Source organism: Ectopseudomonas composti, assembly GCF_001567565.1.
GTDB classification, from domain to species: domain Bacteria; phylum Pseudomonadota; class Gammaproteobacteria; order Pseudomonadales; family Pseudomonadaceae; genus Aquipseudomonas; species Aquipseudomonas composti_A.
Genome location: NZ_LSSW01000029.1, coordinates 372,778 through 389,316, shown reverse-complemented (window position 1 = coordinate 389,316; position 16,539 = coordinate 372,778). Strand labels below are relative to the sequence as shown.

The window sequence follows — 16,539 nt, the reverse complement described above, 5'->3', positions numbered from 1 at the left end:
CACCTTAAGTGATCACATGCATTGCGTAAAATGATATATTTGCAACACAACATGCCGATATATGAAACATAAATGGACAGCCATTCCCTCAGGCTCTTTCTCTCCCTGGCGGACAATCTGCACTTCGGCCGCACCAGTCGCGAGCAGCACGTCAGCCCTTCCGCACTCAGCCGCAGCATCAAGCAGCTCGAGGACGAACTGGGCGCCACCCTGTTCGTCCGTGACAACCGGTCGGTCCGCCTGACACGCGAGGGGCAGCAGTTTCGCGAGTACGCGAGCGAGGTCATCAATGGCTGGCAGGCGATTCGCCAGACGTTCATGCAGGACCAGCTGAATCTGCACGGCGAGCTGTCCCTGTACTGCTCGGTCACCGCGAGCTACAGCTTCCTCTACGACATCCTCAGCAGCTTTCGCCAGGACTATCCGCGCATCGAAATGAAACTGCACACCGGTGACCCGGCGAAAGCAGTCGAGCGCGTCCAGCAGGGGCTGGAAGACCTGGCCATCGGCGCCCTCCCCGACAGCCTGCCGAGCGGCGTGGAGTTTCAGTCGATCACCCGCTCGGAACTGCGCTTCATCGGCCCCCAGGCGCCGCAACTGCTGAACGAGGAGCAACTGAAGAACCCAACGGCGGAGAACTGGAAAGACGTGCCGATGATTCTTTCGGAGGAAGGCCTGGCGCGAACGCGTACCGATCGCTGGCTGAAAAGCCACAACATCAAGCCCCGCATCTATGCCCAGGTCAGCGGCAACGAAGCGATCGTCAGCATGGTCAGCCTGGGTTTCGGTATCGGCGTAGTGCCGCAGATCGTGCTGGATAACAGCCCACTGGCCGCACGCATTCGCATCTACGACATCCAGCCACCGCTCACCGCTTATGACATTGGCCTGTTCGCGCTGGAAAAACGTCTGAAGGATCCGCTGATCGCTGCCTTCTGGAACCGCCAACGGTAAATCTCGGCCAACAAAAAGCCCCGCACGAGGCGGGGCTTTTGTTTACCACAGTGATCAGATACTCAGTACCTTGTCACCACGGGCGATACCCGTGACACCACTGCGCACCGTCTCCAGGATCGACGCCGTACCGATGGCCTGGATGAAGCTGTCCAGTTTGTCGCTGGTACCGGTCAGCTGCACGGTGTAGACGCTACTGGTCACATCCACGATCTGGCCGCGGAAGATGTCGGTGGTACGCTTGACCTCGGCACGCTGAGCACCGGTGGCCTTGATCTTGACCAGCATCAGTTCACGCTCGATATGGGCGCTTTCCGACAGGTTGACCAGCTTGACCACCTCGATCAGCTTATTGAGGTTCTTGGTGATCTGCTCGATCACTTCATCCTGACCAACAGTGGTGAGGGTCAGACGCGACAGCGTCGGATCCTCGGTTGGCGCAACGGTGAGGCTCTCGATGTTGTAGTTACGCTGGGAGAACAGACCGACCACGCGGGACAGTGCGCCCGGCTCGTTTTCCAGCAGCAGGGAAATGATGTGTCGCATCTTAGGTCCGCTCCGTCTTGCTCAGCCACATGTCACGCATCGCACCGTCTTTGATTTGCATCGGATAGACGTGCTCGCTGGAATCCACCGCGATATCGAGGAACACCAGGCGGTCCTTGAGGGCGAAGGCTTCCTCCAGCTTGGGCTTGAGGTCCTGCAGCGAGGTGATGCGCATGCCGACGTGACCATAGGCCTCGGCCAGCTTGACGAAGTCAGGCAGCGATTCCATGTAGGAGTGCGAATAACGGCTGCTGTACTGCATGTCCTGCCACTGGCGAACCATGCCGAGCGCACCGTTGTTCAGGTTGACGATCTTCACCGGCAGGTCGTACTGCAGGCAGGTCGACAGCTCCTGGATGTTCATCTGGATGCTGCCCTCGCCGGTCACGCACGCCACATCGGCTTCCGGGAAGTTCAGCTTGATGCCCATCGCGGCGGGGAAACCGAAGCCCATGGTGCCCAGGCCACCGGAGTTGATCCAGCGATTGGGCTTGTTGAACCGGTAGTACTGAGCAGCAAACATCTGATGCTGACCGACATCGGAGGTGATGAAGGCGTCGCCCTTGGTCACGTCGCACAGGGTCTCGATCACGGTCTGCGGCTTGATGATCGAACCGTCACCCTCGTTGTACGGGAACAGACGCCCGTTGCCACGCCACTCGTCGATCTGTTTCCACCAGCTGGCGACGGTTTCCTTGTTCGGCGTTTCACCGATTTCCTTGAGGATGGCGACCATTTCGGTCAGCACGCTATCCACCGGACCGACGATCGGGATGTCAGCTCTGATGGTCTTGGAAATCGAAGCCGGGTCGATGTCGATATGGATGATCTTGGCGTTCGGGCAGAACTTGGCCGCACCGTTGATCACGCGATCGTCGAAGCGAGCACCGACAGCCAGGATCACGTCGGCATGGTGCATCGCCAGGTTGGCGGTGTAGCTACCATGCATGCCGAGCATACCGATGAACTGGCGATCGGTACCCGGATAGCCACCGAGTCCCATCAGCGTGTTGGTCACCGGCAGATTGAGCATCTGCGCCAGCTCGGTCAGCGGTGCGGAAGCACCACCCATGATCACGCCACCGCCGGCGTACATGACCGGACGCTTGGCCGCCAGCAGCATCTCTGCCGCCTTGCGGATCTGGCCGGAGTGACCACGGACCGCCGGGCTGTAGGAGCGCAGCTTGACCTTCTTCGGATAGACGTACTCGAACTTCTGGGTCGGATCGCCCATATCCTTCGGAATATCCACGACCACAGGGCCCGGACGACCCGACTCGGCGAGGTAGAACGCCTTCTTGAGGGTCTCGGGGATTTCCGACGGGTGCTTGATGATGAAGCTGTGCTTCACGATCGGACGGGAAATACCGACCATGTCGGTTTCCTGGAAGGCATCGGTACCGACCATGGCGCTCGGCACCTGGCCGGAGATCACCACCATCGGAATGGAGTCCATGTAGGCAGTCGCAATACCGGTAATGGCATTGGTCGCGCCTGGGCCGGAGGTCACCAGCACGACACCGGCCTTGCCGGTGGCGCGGGCATAGCCGTCAGCCATATGAGTCGCTGCCTGTTCATGACGCACCAGGATGTGGGTCACTTCCGGTTCTTTGAACAGGGCATCGTAAATGTGCAGGAGAGCACCACCAGGGTACCCATAGATATGCTTAACGCCTTCGTCACGCAGGAAGCGGACGACCATTTCAGCGCCGGATAAAAGCTCCACGTTGTTCACCTCTTGAACGCCAGTATGCCACCCGCCAACGGGCAGCCCTAAGTAGGTTCTTACTGTCAGCAGACACGCACGACGGTGATCGTGGATTCGGAACATCAGCTTGACGAGTAACGGGGCAGCCCATGGTCTTGCGGGGCTGGCCCTCCCAGCGCGAGGTAACGCGTTGCGGGTGTCACGGTTCGGCGCGGGTAGCGCCTCTTTTCCCCGAGCTGAAGGACGCTTGCGGCGGACTCCACTACGGGGGAAGGCTGGATTGTTCGGGTTCGGCGGGGGCAAGTCAAGAGATGTGCGCCCGATTATTCAACCTACTGCTGTGACGCAGCGCAGGATGAAGATTGCCGGCTTTTGGTTATAGTAACCAACAGCACTGCAGCTCTCGATAAAGGAAACAGCATGCGCCACATGATTCTTACTGGCACCTTGATGCTCGCATTGAGCACGTCCGCCATGGCCAGCCAGGTGTACAAGTGGGTAGATGACAAAGGCGTGACCCACTTCGGCGCACAGCCTCCACAGGGTCAACAGGCCACGACCATCAATACCGCAACCCCGCCTCCCCGACAGGCACCAAGCGAGCCGGCGCCGAGCGTCGAAGAGCAGCTCGACCCCGAGCAGGCGGCCATCGACAAGAAGGTCAAGGAGGACGTGGCGAAGCAGGAAGCTGAGCGCAAGCAGTATTGCGAGAATGCGCGAACCAACCTGGCTCAGCTGGAGAACAATCCGCGCGTGCGCATCGAGGATGGTGGCGAAGTTCGCCGCCTCGACGAGAACGAGCGCCAGGAACGCATCACCGAACTGAAGAAATCCATTACAGAGAACTGCAAATGACGCGTTACGCGCGCGTAAGCAGGCGGTCGAACTCGCCAAGCAACTCCAGCAGCCGACGCGCAACGCGCGGCTGCTGCTGATAGACCATTTCGGCCATCGCCTGCACACCTGACACCGAAGGCAAGGGCGCGCCGGTTTCCAGCAGAACCTTCATTCGCGGCAAGAAAATCCACTGCAGCCATTGTTCGAACGTCAGCGTATCGACGCAAAAAGGCTCCGGACTCGCCAGGGCATCAGCGCTAGGCGCCTCCGTTTGCCACCAGCCCAGCACCCGCAACTCGCGCTCGATCAGCAGCAGATGCTCGGCCAGCGCATTCACACGCGCCTCCATCAGAGATTGACCCGAGCGCGCTCACGGGCCTGGGCTGCGCCGGCTGGGTCACCCTGACGCTCACGCGCCTGAGCGATCAGGCCCCACAGGCTGGCTTGCAATGCCGGGCGACCGCTGGCGTAGGTCAGGCCACGACGGGCGAACTGCTCGGCCTGGGCCGCATCGCCCTGAGCCAGACGGACTTCGGCAAGGCGGTAAAGCACCTGCGGCTCACGCGGTGCGATGCGCTGGGCACGCTCCAGGCTGGACGCCGCGCCATTGAGATCACCACCACCCTGCTGCTGCTGAGCAGTGGTCAGCAGAGCCAGCACCGGCCCATCCAGTTGCTCGTCAGCAGCCAGGCCTCCGCCGCTGGGGATGCCGCTAGGCATGCTCGGCGCCGACGATCCGAAACCACCCTGGCTGGACGCAGAGGGTTCGGTGTTCAGCGGCGGGTCGAACGTCAGGCCGCCACTGGAGGTGATCGGTTGCGAATCGGTCTGCAGCGGCGTCGACACGGCACCTTGCGGCACCATCACCACCACTCCGGAATCTTCCTCGATTTGCTGCGGCGCAGCAGCAGGGCCCGGGCCGTTCGACGAGCCAGAACCGCCCGACGATAGCGGCGCGCCGGCATCGATCACCGGAATCGAACCCTGTGGCACCGTACTGCAACCACTCAGAACCGCTGTTGCCAGCATCGTGGCAAGCCACTTCTTGTTCACATCCAATCCTCTTCAGGTAACACCGAGCCAATCGGCCCGGCCGTCATTCCAACCAACCCCGCACCCAGTCCATCACCGAGTCTACCGGTGCCTGGATACCGCAAGCGGAGCCGGGGGCAGGTTCGCTGCCGCGAATATAAGGCATCTGTACCGCATTCGGGCAGCCCGAAGCCGAGCCCAAACCGGTCTGGCGATCGATCCAGGCCTCGGTGACATTGTCCGGCATCTGCATATCCAGCGGCAGCGGATCGGCCTTGCGCATGAAGCTGGTCCAGACCTGAAGCGCACCGGTCGCGCCGGTCAGCGGGGTCGGGCCGTTGTCGTCACGCCCCAGCCACACCACCGACAGCAGATCCTGACTGAAGCCCGCGAACCAGCTATCACGCGAGTCATTGCTGGTGCCGGTCTTGCCTGCCAGGTTCAGCGAGCTGGGCAATTGGCTGTAGACCGAACGCCCGGTGCCTTCACGCATTGTGCGCTGCATGGCGTTCTGCAGCAGGTAGATGGCCCCTGGATCGAAGCGCTGCTGGATCTTGAACGGATAGCGCCCGAGCGGCTCGCCTTCGGCAGTCAGCACACTGCGGATACCGCGCAGCGGGGTGTTGAAGCCACCGTTGGCGAGGGTCTGGTACATCCCCGCCACTTCCATCGGCGTCAGCGCACCCGCACCGAGGAGCATCGACGGATAAGCTGGCCACTTGCGCTCGACACCCAGTCGCTCGAGGGTCTTGAGCACGCTCGGCACGCCGATCTCCAGACCGAGCTTGGCGGTAGACAGGTTGTAGGAGTGTGCCAGCCCCTGGTACAGGTAGATGGTGCCGTGGGCCTTGCGGTCGTAGTTCTGCGGCGTCCAGACCTGACCATCCTGGCCCTTGATGGAGAAGGGTTCGTCCTCCAGCCAACTGGTCAGGGTGTACTGACTGGGGCGCTCCAGCGCCGACAGGTAGATCGCCGGCTTGATCAGCGAACCAATCGGCCGCACGGCATCCAGCGCCCGGTTGAAGCCCGCGAAACGCGGCTGGCGGCTACCGATCAGCGCCTGGATTTCTCCGGTCTCGGGATTGGTCACCACCATCCCGGCTTGTACTTCGTCCACGCCCTTGCGACCGGCCAGGCGCTTGAGCGTCTCGCCCAGTGCCTCTTCGGCCTTGAGCTGCAGGATCGGATCGAAGCTGGTGAAGATGCGCAGGCCTTCTTCGGTCAGGTCCTGCTCACGGTAGTCCTCGCGCAGCTGACGCTTGACCAGATCGAGGAATGCCGGGAACGAACTGTCGGCCATGCTGCCGCGCGACGTCACGCCCAACGGCTTCGCCTTCGCCGCTGCGGCCTCCTCGGCGGTGATCGTGCCCTGCTCCGCGAGCAGGTCGAGCACCAGGTTACGCCGGGTCATCGCGCGCTCGGGGTTGCGCCGGGGATTGTAGTAGGTCGGCCCCTTGACCATGCCCACCAGCAGCGCGACCTGCTCCAATTTCAGCTCGGATACCGGCTGGCTGAAGAAGTACTGGCTGGCGAGACCGAAGCCATGCACTGCACGCTGCCCATCCTGGCCGAGGAACACCTCGTTCATGTAAGCCTCGAGGATCTCGCGCTTGTCGTAGTGCAGCTCCAGCAGCACCGCCATCATCGCTTCGGTGACTTTACGCAGCAGGGTACGTTCGTTGGTCAGGTAGAAGTTCTTCACCAGCTGCTGGGTCAGGGTGCTACCGCCCTGCACCAGACGGCCGGAGGACGCGTTGATCCACAGCGCACGGGCGATGCCCTTGGGCGATACTCCGAAATGATCGAAGTAGTCACGGTCCTCGACCGCCACCAGCGCGTCGATCAGATAGGCCGGCACCTGATCCAGCTTGATCAGGATGCGATCCTCCTGGTGCGCCGGATAAAGCCCGCCGATCAACATCGGCTCCAGCCGCGCCACCGCCAGGTTGCTACCGTCGGCCTGGCTCAGACCGGCCACGTAGTCGCCGGAGAAGCGCACCCGTACTTTCCGCGCAGGCTCGGCGCCCTCGTAGAACTGAAAGCCGCGACTGTTAAGTTCGATGTTGTTACCCGCGACCGATACCGCGCCCGGCCCATTGACCGTGCTTTCACGGCGATAGCCCAGGGCGTCGAGTTCGCGCAGGAAGTCGGTTTTGGTCAATTTCTGGCCAACGAAGAGCTCAAGCGGCCGGGCGTAGACCTTCGCGGGCACGGTCCAGCGCTTGCCGGAGAACTTCTCCTGCACCACTGCATCGAGGTAAACGGCGAAGCCGGCGAGGATCACCAGGCCAACCAGACCGAGCTTGAAGCCCCAGGCGAGCCAGGGGCGCAGACCGGAGGAGCGGGATTTTTTCTTTGAGCGGGGAGAGCGTTTTCGAGTCATGGCGGGATTATACGCACTTTACAAAGGGGCCAGCAGAGCCGCCCGGATGGTTTGCAGAGCAGCTCACAGCGGCCATAATGCCCAGCTCGAACAGCGTCTAGAACAAGGATCGAACGTGAGCCAAGCCCTGATTGCCGCATTGCAGAACCCGGCCCTGTATCCGCACCCTGTGGATGGGTTTCAGGTCATTGAGACCCACATTTCCTGGGTTTTGCTCACTGGCCCCTACGCTTACAAGATCAAAAAGCCGGTCAACTTCGGTTTTCTCGACTTCACCGAGCTCGACGCTCGTCGTCATTTCTGTGAAGAAGAGCTGCGCCTCAACCAGCGCCTGACCGAGGATTTGTATCTGGAAGTGTTGCCGATCAGCGGTACTGAAGACGCTCCCAGCCTCGACGGCAGCACGCCGGCCATCGAATATGTGCTGAAAATGCGCCAGTTCCCGCAGGAACAGTTGCTCAGCGCCATTCAGGCACGCGGCGAGCTGAACGACGCGCATATCGACGCGCTGGCCGAGCAGATCGCCACCTTCCACCTGAATACGCCGAAGGTGCCGCAGGAACACCCGCTGGGCAGCGCAGAGGCGGTGATGGTCCCGGTTCAGCAGAACTTCGATCAGATTCGCCCGATGCTCAGCGAGCCGGCAGACCTGCAGCAGCTCGACGCGCTCGAAGCCTGGGCCCAGTCCAGCTACGAACGCCTGCAACCACTGCTGAACGAACGCAAAACGCAGGGTTTCATCCGTGAATGTCACGGCGATATTCATCTGGGTAACGCGGCCCAGATCGACGGCCGAGTGGTGCTCTTCGACTGCATCGAATTCAACGAACCCTTCCGCTTCACCGACGTCACCGCGGATATCGCCTTTCTGGCCATGGACCTCGAAGACCGCGGACTCAAGTGCCTGGCTCGGCGCCTCATCAACGGCTGGCTGGAGCGCACGGGCGACTATGCAGCCCTGCAACTGCTGAACTTCTACAAGGCCTACCGCGCCATGGTTCGCGGCAAGGTCGCACTGTTCCGCCTTGGCCAGGAACAGGATTCGGTGCAGCGCGCCGTCATTCTGCGCCAATACCGTGGCTATGCCGCACTCGCAGAGAGCTACAGCGCTATCCCCTCCCCCTTCCTGGCCATCACCCACGGCGTTTCCGCCGTAGGTAAAAGCCATGTCGCCATGCGTCTGGTAGAAGCGCTGGGCACCATTCGCCTGCGCTCCGACATCGAACGCAAACGCCTGTTCGGCGAGCAGAGTGCCGAGGCCAAGGATCAGTTGGCCGCTGGTATCTATAGCACCGACGCCAGCCAGGCCACCTATCAGCGCCTGCACCAGCTGGCGCGCCAGACACTGCAGGCCGGCTTCCCGGTGGTGATCGACGCGACCTACCTCAAGGCCGCGCAACGCCAGGCCGCCAGTGAGGTCGCCGAGGAAACCGGCGTGCCCTTCATCATTCTCGACTGTCACGCCCCCGAGGCAGTTATCGCCAGTTGGCTGGCGCAGCGTCAGAGCGAAGACAAGGACCCGTCCGATGCGACGCTGGAAGTGATCCAGGCCCAACAGGCCAGCCGCGAACCGCTCGACGACGAGGAGCTGAGCCACAGCAAACACGTCGACACGCATGACAGCGCGAATCTGGACAGCCTGGTGGAACGCATTCGCCAGCGCCTGCCGGGGATCTGAGCAACGCCGCCCTCTCCAATGGCCAGCGCTCTCAACCTGCCAGGCAAACCCTGGCAGGGCTTCTATACTGCCGGTGAGACCATCACCGGTATTCACCATGAGCCAACCACGTCAGCTTGACCATCCGCTCTACCACCTTCTACACAACGACGATGTGAAGGGCTTCAATGCGCAAAAGCCCAAGGGCAGCGAAGTCGACCTGTCTGGCGGCGACTTTCGTGGACTCGACCTGCGCAACATGGACACCGACGCGGTCAATTTCACCGACGCGTACTTCCGTGGAGCCGACCTGCGTGGCCTGGACTTTCGCAACGCCAAAATAGAAGGCGCCAGCCTGGCCCACGCGCAGATCTCCGGCGCCTACTTCCCTGTCGAGCTAACCGCTGACGAGATTCTCATGTCGGTCAATTTCGGCACGCGTCTGCGTTATCGCACCAGGTAGGTCAGTACCAGCCACGGCAAGCTGCACTCAGGCAATTGGCCGCTACACTTTTTGGCAGGCATGCCAACGTGAACCTTCGATCTGCACGCATGGAGGCCCAATGAACGACGAACTGCAACACCTGAAGAACCTCGGCAAGACCTCGGCCCAATGGCTGCACGCCGTAGGCATCCACAGTGCCAACGACCTGCGCCGCTACGGTGCTGTTGGGGCCTATCGCGCGGTCAGGGCGCGTGGCTTTCGTGCCTCCAAGGTGCTGCTTTACGCCATCGAAGGCGCGCTGCTCGACGTGCACTGGAGTGAACTTCCGCCTGCGCACAAGGCAGCACTGAACGGCAAGCTGGACGCGGCCCAAGATCACAACAAGAGCTAGCTCACAACACCAGCGCAAGGTGATTTACTCGAAGGCCCGCGCAGCCTATTGTTTCAGGGACCTTCGTGCGGTCAGCCAGCACAGCCAGTTCAAGGAATTACGGTTATGTATCTACTCGGGGAGCAACCGGCCTACGCCGATCAGTTGATCAATCGCCTGCAGAGTATCCCCACTCAGCTGCTGGAAGGACTGCAACCTGCGGGCGAACCGCTGCGTCTGGAACGCGTCGATGACCTGGCTCAGGTACTGCCTGGCAACCAGCTGTTCATCATCGAGAACGGTCTGCTGCATGCACTGGTCGATGAGCGCCCGTTGTTCTATCTGCAGGAAGGCGACCTGGTCGGCCTGCGTCAGGGCATCGACCTGCCATCCTGCCGCTACAGCAGCGAAGAACCCATCAGCCTGATTCCCTACTCGCGCAGCGAGGTGTTCCAGCACATCTATGCCAGCGAACAGCGCCAGGAACAGTTCATCCAGTACCTGATCGGCCATACCGCCCTGCTCTCCGATGCACTGGCGCGCCTCAAGCAGCCGGAAATTCGCCCGGCAACCGGCTTCCAGCACTTTGCCGCCGGCGAAGATCTGATTCATCAGGGGGATGAAGCCGACCACGTGTTCATCATCATCGAAGGTCACGCCGAAGCCTACGTCGACGGCCAGAAGGTCGGTGACGTGCAGAAGGACGAAATCTTCGGTGCCATGGCGGTATTCACGCGCGAGAAGCGCAGTGCCACGGTGGTCGCCAGCGAGCCTTGCACGGTCATGGTGATTCCCAAGGAGCAATTTCTCAGCCTGATGCAGAGCAACCCGCGCATCGCTCACAGCCTGATCGAGAGCATGGCCCGGCGCATCGACCTGCTGAACAAGGAAGTCACCCAGCTGCGCCTGCCAGGGGAATCCTGACCTTCGGCTCCGTATCGACGAACCCCGGCCCACTGCCGGGGTTTTGCATTTCTGAGCCAGAGAAAACTTTCTGAGAAAAATTCTCAAAAGGGCGTTGACTATGAAATGAGAATTGTTATTATTATCTCAACTGGTCGCGAGATCAGCCGATAAGCTAAAGAGACCATTCAGTCGGACTCTTCAGATTATCTCCTCATCAGGCTAATCACGGTTATTGACCCGGCTCTTGCCGGGTCTTTTTTTGCCCGTCGTTTTCCAGTTCACCCAGCGGCAAGAACAGCTCACCGGATTGACGACAGAGCCGCTCGGCGTCTATCAGTCGTCGACCTGAGCCAGCCAGTCCGGCAGGTTGAAATGCAGGCTGATGCGCGTGATCAGCCCATTGCCGATTTCGAAGAACGCCCCCACGCGCATCTCGTAGTGCTGTCCACAGGCCTCAGGCAGGCCGTCGTCAGTTGCCAGGTATTCGCCGCAAACGCGGTACTCGCAGGCGGCGTGCCGCCCTTCTGGCCCGGCCAGAATGACCAGAGAATCGACGGTCTCGCGATAGCAATGCAGCTGCCGCTCCAGAAAAGCGGCGAAGGCGTCGCGCCCATGCTCGGCAAAGCCCTGGTTGGGCTCCAGAATCAGATCGTCACTGACCAGCGCCAGGCAGGCGCGGATATCGCGATCATTGAGGGCATTGAAATAACCTTGCAGCAGGTCGCGAACGTCAGTGGACATAGGGGCAGGCTCCGGAGCGGCAAAGCGCCGAGGATACCTTGCGATCTGCAGGCGAAAGGCGGCTAGTGTCGCAGTTTGGCGCAGTGATCCTGCTCCGGCTGCGCGGCGGTGAACCACACGTAGTCCGCCATGGACGCGTCCACCGCACGGCCGACCTCGGCCAATATCAGCACCACGCTGCCCGTCTGCGCCCCCAGATCGTCCAGATGCAGTGGAACGCCGAGGTCCTTGCGTACATGGAAGGCACCAGCCAGCAGCAGGCTTGGCTGCGGTGCGGCCAGCAGCGCTTCGGCCATGCGTCGGTCACGCTGTTGCTGCACGGCGAGCATCGCCGGCAACTGACTGTCCGGCAGCAGGCCGCAGTGCGACTCGCGGATATCGGCCAGCAAGCGCTCCTGCACCTTGGCTGCGCTGGAGCGCTCGCCTTGCAGGAGCGGGCGCTGGCGATAGATCTGCATGATTTCGGCGCGGTCCAGATTGGCCGCGAGCAGGGGATAAGGCTGACGCAGCTGATGCAGCACCAGCGGTCCGTAGAGCGACCAATCCCACCCTGGCTGCCAGGCCAGCACCTGGAAAGGATCAGCAACCGCTTGCCCCGCGCGCGCGGCTGCCTGGGCCTGCTCGACCGCGTCCTGCTGATCGGGATTGAGCATTTCCATCAGTACACTGCCCTGCGGGCGCTGCCGGGACAGCTCACGCGACAGCCACAGCTGCAGCGCATGGTGATCAGGGTTGTCGTGCTGCTCACCGACCAGCACTCGCTGAGCCGGTGCCAGGCGACTGAGCAGTTGCTCCGGGCTGATGCTCTGCCCGCTGGCCAGATCGACGATACGGCCGAGATCGGCATGCTCCCGACCCAGCGGGGCGAGCGGCGCCGGAGGCGGCAACGCATCTCGACTCTGGCAGGCGGCTAGCAGCATCAGACAGCTCAGCAGAACGGCTCGCATCGAGGTCTCCAACATTCAGCGTGCAATGATCAGCGGATGGCCGCGCTCGGGATGAGTCTGCACCAACACTTCCAGACCGAACACGGCCTGCAGGGGTTCGGCGCGCAGCACCTCGGCAGGTGTGCCCAGCGCATGCGCCCTACCCTGCTCCAGCAGCAGCAGGCGATCACAATAGCGTGCAGCCAGATTGAGGTCGTGGAGAATCACCATTACGGCCGCACCGGACTCGGCCAGACGGCGAACCGCCTGCAGGCAGGTGTGCTGGTGCAGCGGGTCGAGCATCGAGGTCGGCTCATCGAGCAGCAGGATCTGCTCATCACCGCCCGGCCACAGCTGCGCCAACACCCGCGCCAGGTGCACGCGCTGACGCTCTCCACCGGACAACGCCAGGTAGCTGCGCCCAGCCAGATGCGCAGCATCGGCCGCGAGCAGAGCCTCCTGCACGATCTGCGCATCGCGCGCACGGCCGCTGTCGTGAGGCAGGCGGCCCATGGCGACCACCTCCTCGACGCGGAAGGCGAAATTCAGACTCGAACTTTGCGGCAGCACGGCCAGGCGTCGGGCGCGCTCCGGCCCCGACCAGTCATCGAGCGCCCGCTGATCGAGCGTCACCTGCCCGGCGCTGGCCGGCAGCTCGCCGGTCAGCGCCGCCAGCAAGGTGCTCTTGCCCGCGCCGTTCGGCCCCAGCACGCCCAGCACCTCACCGGGATGCAGTTGCAGATCGATGCCACTGAGCACCACGCAGTGCCCGCGACGGACTTCCAGCCGTTCGACCCGCAGCATCAGCTTCGCCCCCGCACCAGCAGATAAAGAAAGAAAGGCGCGCCGATCAGCGCCGTGACGATACCGATTGGCAACTCGGCAGGCGCCAATGCCAGGCGCGCGACCAGATCGGCCAGCAGCAGCAGGCTGGCACCGGCCAGTGCCGATGCAGGCAACAGCAGGCGATGATCGGGACCGACCAGCAAGCGCATCAGATGTGGAACCACCAGGCCGATGAAACCGATCAGGCCAGCAGCAGCCACCGCAGCGCCGACGCCCAGCGCGGTGCAGAACACCAGCTCGCGCTTGAGGCGCTCGACGTCGAAACCGAGGTGGCGCGCCTCCGATTCGCCCAGCAGCAGCGCATTCAATGCACGCGCCCGTCGCGGCAGCCACAACGCCACGGCCAGCGTGGCCAGCAACAACGGCCAAAGCCGCGCATAGCTGGCACCGTTGAGGCTACCCAGGTTCCAGAACGTCAAGGTGCGCAGGGTCGCATCGTCGGCCAGGTAGGTGAACAGGCCGATGGCCGCGCCGGCGAGTGCGGTCAGGGCAATGCCGGCCAGCAACATGGTCGCCACATGGGTCTGCCCGTCACGCCGGCCCAGGCGGTAGACCAGCGCCGTCACCAGCAAGCCACCGACGAAGGCACAGGCCGACAGCAGATAGGGCGCGAACGCTTCGGGCAAACCGCCGAACGCGGAGCCGCCAACGATGGCCAGCGCAGCACCCAGTGCGGCGCCGCTGGAAACACCGACCAGGCCCGGGTCAGCCAATGGATTGCGAAACAGCCCCTGCATCGCCACGCCGCAGAGCGCCAGCACCATGCCCACGGCGAGCCCGAGTAACGTGCGCGGCATGCGGATCTGCGAAAGGATCAGTTCCGCCTGTTGTACCGCCGCATCTGCCGCAAGAGGCAAGCCCAGCAGGCGCAGTGCGGCACGCAGGGTATCGCCCAGCGGCAGGCTGACCGGCCCGAGCGCCAGCGAGAGCCACAACACGAGCACGAGCAACAGGCCCAGCGTGATGAACAACGGGCGCGTCGAAAAAGGTGAGGTCATGGCTCGCGCTTGGCTTCGGCAGTCAGGGGTTGGCTGGCAGGATAAAAGCCTGCGGCGAGCATCGCCAGCCCATCCGGCACACGCGGCCCAAGACCGCCAACCAGCAAGGTCGGGTCGAGCGCCAGCAAGCGTCCCTCACGTGCCGCCCGGGTACCGGCCAGCGCCGGGTTCTGCTGCAGCAAGGCCTGCCTCGCGGCATCGCCCTCCAGGGCGCGGTCGGCGACCACCACGACCTGCGGATCGAGCGCCAGCAGCGCTTCGCTGGACAGTGCCTTGTATCCATCATGACTGGCCAGATTGCGCCCGCCGGCGCGACGGATCAGCCAGTCCGCCGCCGTATCGACGCCGCCCACCAGCGGGCTACCGCCGGCATGCCCGAGCAGCAACAACACACCGGGCGCCTGCTGGCTGTGCTGGGCTTGCTCGACCCACTGCTGCTGGATCTGCAAGCGTGCCCGGTAGTCGGCGAAGGCACGCTGCGCTGCCGCCTCATCACCGAGCAGGTGGCCCAGGCGCTGCAAATTGGTCTGCAGGCTGTCCAGTTCGGCTCGCGCAGTCAGGCGCTCGATACGCACACCGGCCGCCGCCAGTTGCTCGAGCACCGGTGGCGGGCCCATTTCCTCGCTGCCGAGCAGCAGGTCCGGACGCAGGGCAAGAATGCCCTCGGCTGCCAACTGGCGCTGATAGCCAACGCTGGGCAGCTTGGTCAGCGAGGCAGGATGACGACTGGTGGTATCGACTCCCACCAGCTTGCTCTCGCCGCCCAGCAGCACCACCCACTCGCTAAGAGCGCCACCGGAACTCACCCAGCGCTGCGGCAATGGCTCCGCGGCCAGTACCAGATTGGGAAACAGCAGGACGGCCGCCAGGCCGCCCAGAATATTCGCAAGACGCATGGCCTCGACTCCTCGAACGTGACATCGACCGGCCATCCGTCATGGATAGCCGGCACCCTCGGATCAGGCCAGAACCGGCAGCGACTCGGCCAACTCACGCCAGTCATCGCGCTCGGCCATACCGGGCTTGCGCGCCCCGAACAACTGGACCACCAGTTCGCCGTCGGCACCGAAGGCCTCCAGGCTGGTGATCACACCGTCGATGCTGGGTTTGCGCACGCGCCACAGCTCGACCACACCACGGGTCTGCAGGTGCAGGTTGAAGTCGGGGTCGAGCACGTTGAACCAGCTGTCCATCCAGCGCAGGTTGTTCACCGGACCGGTGTGGATCTGGATGCAGTGGCGGTTGCCAACGAACACCATGATCGGCACTTCACGCGTGGCGGCCTGCTCCATCAGCACCGTCAGCTCGGAGATCGCCAACGGCTGCGCCCACTGCTCGCCCGCCAGGCGCAGCGCCTGGGTACGCGCGACCTGATGCTTCTTGAGCAGGGCGAAGAAATGATGGGTGTCCTGTAGCGCCGACCAGCCCTCACGCAGCGCCTGACTGTCGATCTCGGCGTCAGCCCTGCGCGCCGGTGCGACCGGCGGTGGCAGTAGCTGCAACTCGGCACTCTGCTCGCCGGCAAAGCGCTCGACCAGCGGCTGCCAGGCGCCCAGCTCGCTGCGCTCGGTGAGGTAGACCTTGTGTACGGCAACGCCCTGCTGGTCGAACACCTGGATGCTGCGCTGAATACCCTTGGCGGTCTGCTCGGCAACCGCGAACACGCTGGCCCAGCCGCCAAGGAACAGGCGCAGGTCGACATCGGCGGAGACCACCAGGCCCATCTGCCCGGAGGCGGAGACACTGACCTCGCGGTACACCCCTTTGCGCTCATGGACGCAATGCTCGTTGCGCGTCAGCACCATCACCTGGCCGAGACCGCCGAGCGCCGGCAACAGCTCGGTCCAGTCCGGGCGCAGGCGCTGCGCATCGATGCCCAGGCGGCTGGCAGTCAGCTCAGCTTCGCTGACAGCCAGTTGCGCTGCCGCCTCGCGGGCACGCAGACGCGGCTGTGCATGACGCAGCGCTTGCCATGCCTGGTAAAGATCGGCCGCCGGTGCGGCAGCAATGTTTGCGGTACTCATCGGGATATTCCTCTCTCACGGGTGCTTGCCACCACCGCCGGCGACACGAACGCGTACCGACACGGCAGTGCAATTTGAGAGAACGATAATCTACCTGAGAATTATTTGCATCAAGTAGATAATCTGGTTAACGTCTTGCGCCGTCGCCAACCAGGCAGTCGCAGAA

The 16,539-nt window shown here is 62.9% G+C and carries 17 protein-coding genes; 6 read left to right on the top strand and 11 right to left on the bottom strand.

Annotation, left to right across the window (positions count from 1 at the left end):
* Nucleotides 1-72: 72 nt before the first annotated feature.
* Nucleotides 73-954, top strand: coding sequence for an HTH-type transcriptional activator IlvY (gene ilvY / locus PCLY_RS18310; RefSeq protein WP_061241039.1), 882 nt, complete (start codon nucleotides 73-75; stop codon nucleotides 952-954).
* A gap of 54 nt (nucleotides 955-1,008) precedes the next feature.
* Here the strand turns inward: ilvY and ilvN are convergent, their stop codons facing one another.
* Nucleotides 1,009-1,500, bottom strand: coding sequence for an acetolactate synthase small subunit (gene ilvN, locus PCLY_RS18305; protein ID WP_061241038.1), 492 nt, complete (start codon nucleotides 1,498-1,500; stop codon nucleotides 1,009-1,011).
* A 1-nt stretch (nucleotide 1,501) separates the two neighbouring features.
* Nucleotides 1,502-3,226 (bottom strand): acetolactate synthase 3 large subunit, encoded by a 1,725-nt coding sequence (locus tag PCLY_RS18300; RefSeq protein ID WP_061241619.1) that lies wholly within the window; start codon nucleotides 3,224-3,226, stop codon nucleotides 1,502-1,504.
* 402 nt (nucleotides 3,227-3,628) lie between these two features.
* Between PCLY_RS18300 and PCLY_RS18295 the strand changes: the two genes are divergently transcribed.
* Nucleotides 3,629-4,063, top strand: a complete 435-nt coding sequence (locus PCLY_RS18295; RefSeq protein ID WP_061241037.1) for a DUF4124 domain-containing protein — start codon at nucleotides 3,629-3,631, stop codon at nucleotides 4,061-4,063.
* Nucleotides 4,064-4,067: 4 nt separating this feature from the next.
* Here PCLY_RS18295 and PCLY_RS18290 read toward each other — a convergent pair whose 3' ends face one another.
* The 3 genes from PCLY_RS18290 to mrcB form a co-directional block, all read right to left on the bottom strand.
* Nucleotides 4,068-4,394, bottom strand: a complete 327-nt coding sequence (locus PCLY_RS18290; protein WP_061241036.1) for a YqcC family protein — start codon at nucleotides 4,392-4,394, stop codon at nucleotides 4,068-4,070.
* Nucleotides 4,394-5,074, bottom strand: coding sequence for a tetratricopeptide repeat protein (locus tag PCLY_RS18285; protein WP_061241617.1), 681 nt, complete (start codon nucleotides 5,072-5,074; stop codon nucleotides 4,394-4,396). Before PCLY_RS18285 ends, PCLY_RS18290 begins: the two co-directional genes overlap by 1 nt.
* Nucleotides 5,075-5,141: 67 nt before the next feature.
* Nucleotides 5,142-7,460: a penicillin-binding protein 1B gene (gene mrcB, locus PCLY_RS18280; RefSeq protein WP_082768104.1), complete on the bottom strand. Its 2,319-nt coding sequence runs from the start codon at nucleotides 7,458-7,460 to the stop codon at nucleotides 5,142-5,144.
* Between the two features lie 115 nt (nucleotides 7,461-7,575).
* Here mrcB and PCLY_RS18275 point away from each other — a divergent pair, with 115 nt between their 5' ends.
* From PCLY_RS18275 to PCLY_RS18260, 4 genes are all read left to right on the top strand, one after another.
* Nucleotides 7,576-9,138, top strand: a complete 1,563-nt coding sequence (locus PCLY_RS18275) for a bifunctional aminoglycoside phosphotransferase/ATP-binding protein (protein WP_061241035.1) — start codon at nucleotides 7,576-7,578, stop codon at nucleotides 9,136-9,138.
* Nucleotides 9,139-9,235: 97 nt separating this feature from the next.
* Nucleotides 9,236-9,580, top strand: coding sequence for a pentapeptide repeat-containing protein (locus tag PCLY_RS18270; protein ID WP_061241034.1), 345 nt, complete (start codon nucleotides 9,236-9,238; stop codon nucleotides 9,578-9,580).
* A 100-nt stretch (nucleotides 9,581-9,680) separates the two neighbouring features.
* Nucleotides 9,681-9,953 carry a TfoX/Sxy family protein gene (locus tag PCLY_RS18265; protein ID WP_061241033.1) on the top strand — a complete coding sequence of 91 codons (273 nt, stop codon included), beginning with the start codon at nucleotides 9,681-9,683 and terminating at the stop codon, nucleotides 9,951-9,953.
* A gap of 105 nt (nucleotides 9,954-10,058) precedes the next feature.
* Complete coding sequence (locus PCLY_RS18260; protein ID WP_061241032.1) at nucleotides 10,059-10,856, top strand: cyclic nucleotide-binding domain-containing protein; 798 nt, start codon at nucleotides 10,059-10,061, stop codon at nucleotides 10,854-10,856.
* 315 nt (nucleotides 10,857-11,171) lie between these two features.
* Here the strand turns inward: PCLY_RS18260 and PCLY_RS18255 are convergent, their stop codons facing one another.
* The 6 genes from PCLY_RS18255 to PCLY_RS18230 all read right to left on the bottom strand — a co-directional run bounded on the left by PCLY_RS18255 (nucleotide 11,172) and on the right by PCLY_RS18230 (nucleotide 16,373).
* A complete protein-coding gene (locus PCLY_RS18255) occupies nucleotides 11,172-11,579 on the bottom strand; it encodes a nuclear transport factor 2 family protein (RefSeq protein WP_061241031.1) in 408 nt (135 codons plus the stop codon).
* Nucleotides 11,580-11,641: 62 nt separating this feature from the next.
* Nucleotides 11,642-12,526: a ChaN family lipoprotein gene (locus PCLY_RS18250; protein WP_061241613.1), complete on the bottom strand. Its 885-nt coding sequence runs from the start codon at nucleotides 12,524-12,526 to the stop codon at nucleotides 11,642-11,644.
* Nucleotides 12,527-12,541: 15 nt separating this feature from the next.
* Nucleotides 12,542-13,309: a heme ABC transporter ATP-binding protein gene (locus PCLY_RS18245; RefSeq protein WP_061241030.1), complete on the bottom strand. Its 768-nt coding sequence runs from the start codon at nucleotides 13,307-13,309 to the stop codon at nucleotides 12,542-12,544.
* Complete coding sequence (locus PCLY_RS18240) at nucleotides 13,309-14,349, bottom strand: FecCD family ABC transporter permease (protein WP_061241029.1); 1,041 nt, start codon at nucleotides 14,347-14,349, stop codon at nucleotides 13,309-13,311. The genes PCLY_RS18245 and PCLY_RS18240 overlap by 1 nt, the downstream gene beginning before the upstream one ends.
* On the bottom strand, nucleotides 14,346-15,245 hold the full coding sequence (locus PCLY_RS18235) for a heme/hemin ABC transporter substrate-binding protein (protein WP_061241028.1): 900 nt from the start codon (nucleotides 15,243-15,245) through the stop codon (nucleotides 14,346-14,348). Before PCLY_RS18235 ends, PCLY_RS18240 begins: the two co-directional genes overlap by 4 nt.
* Before the next feature lie 63 nt (nucleotides 15,246-15,308).
* On the bottom strand, nucleotides 15,309-16,373 hold the full coding sequence (locus PCLY_RS18230) for a hemin-degrading factor (RefSeq protein ID WP_061241027.1): 1,065 nt from the start codon (nucleotides 16,371-16,373) through the stop codon (nucleotides 15,309-15,311).
* Nucleotides 16,374-16,539: the final 166 nt, after the last annotated feature.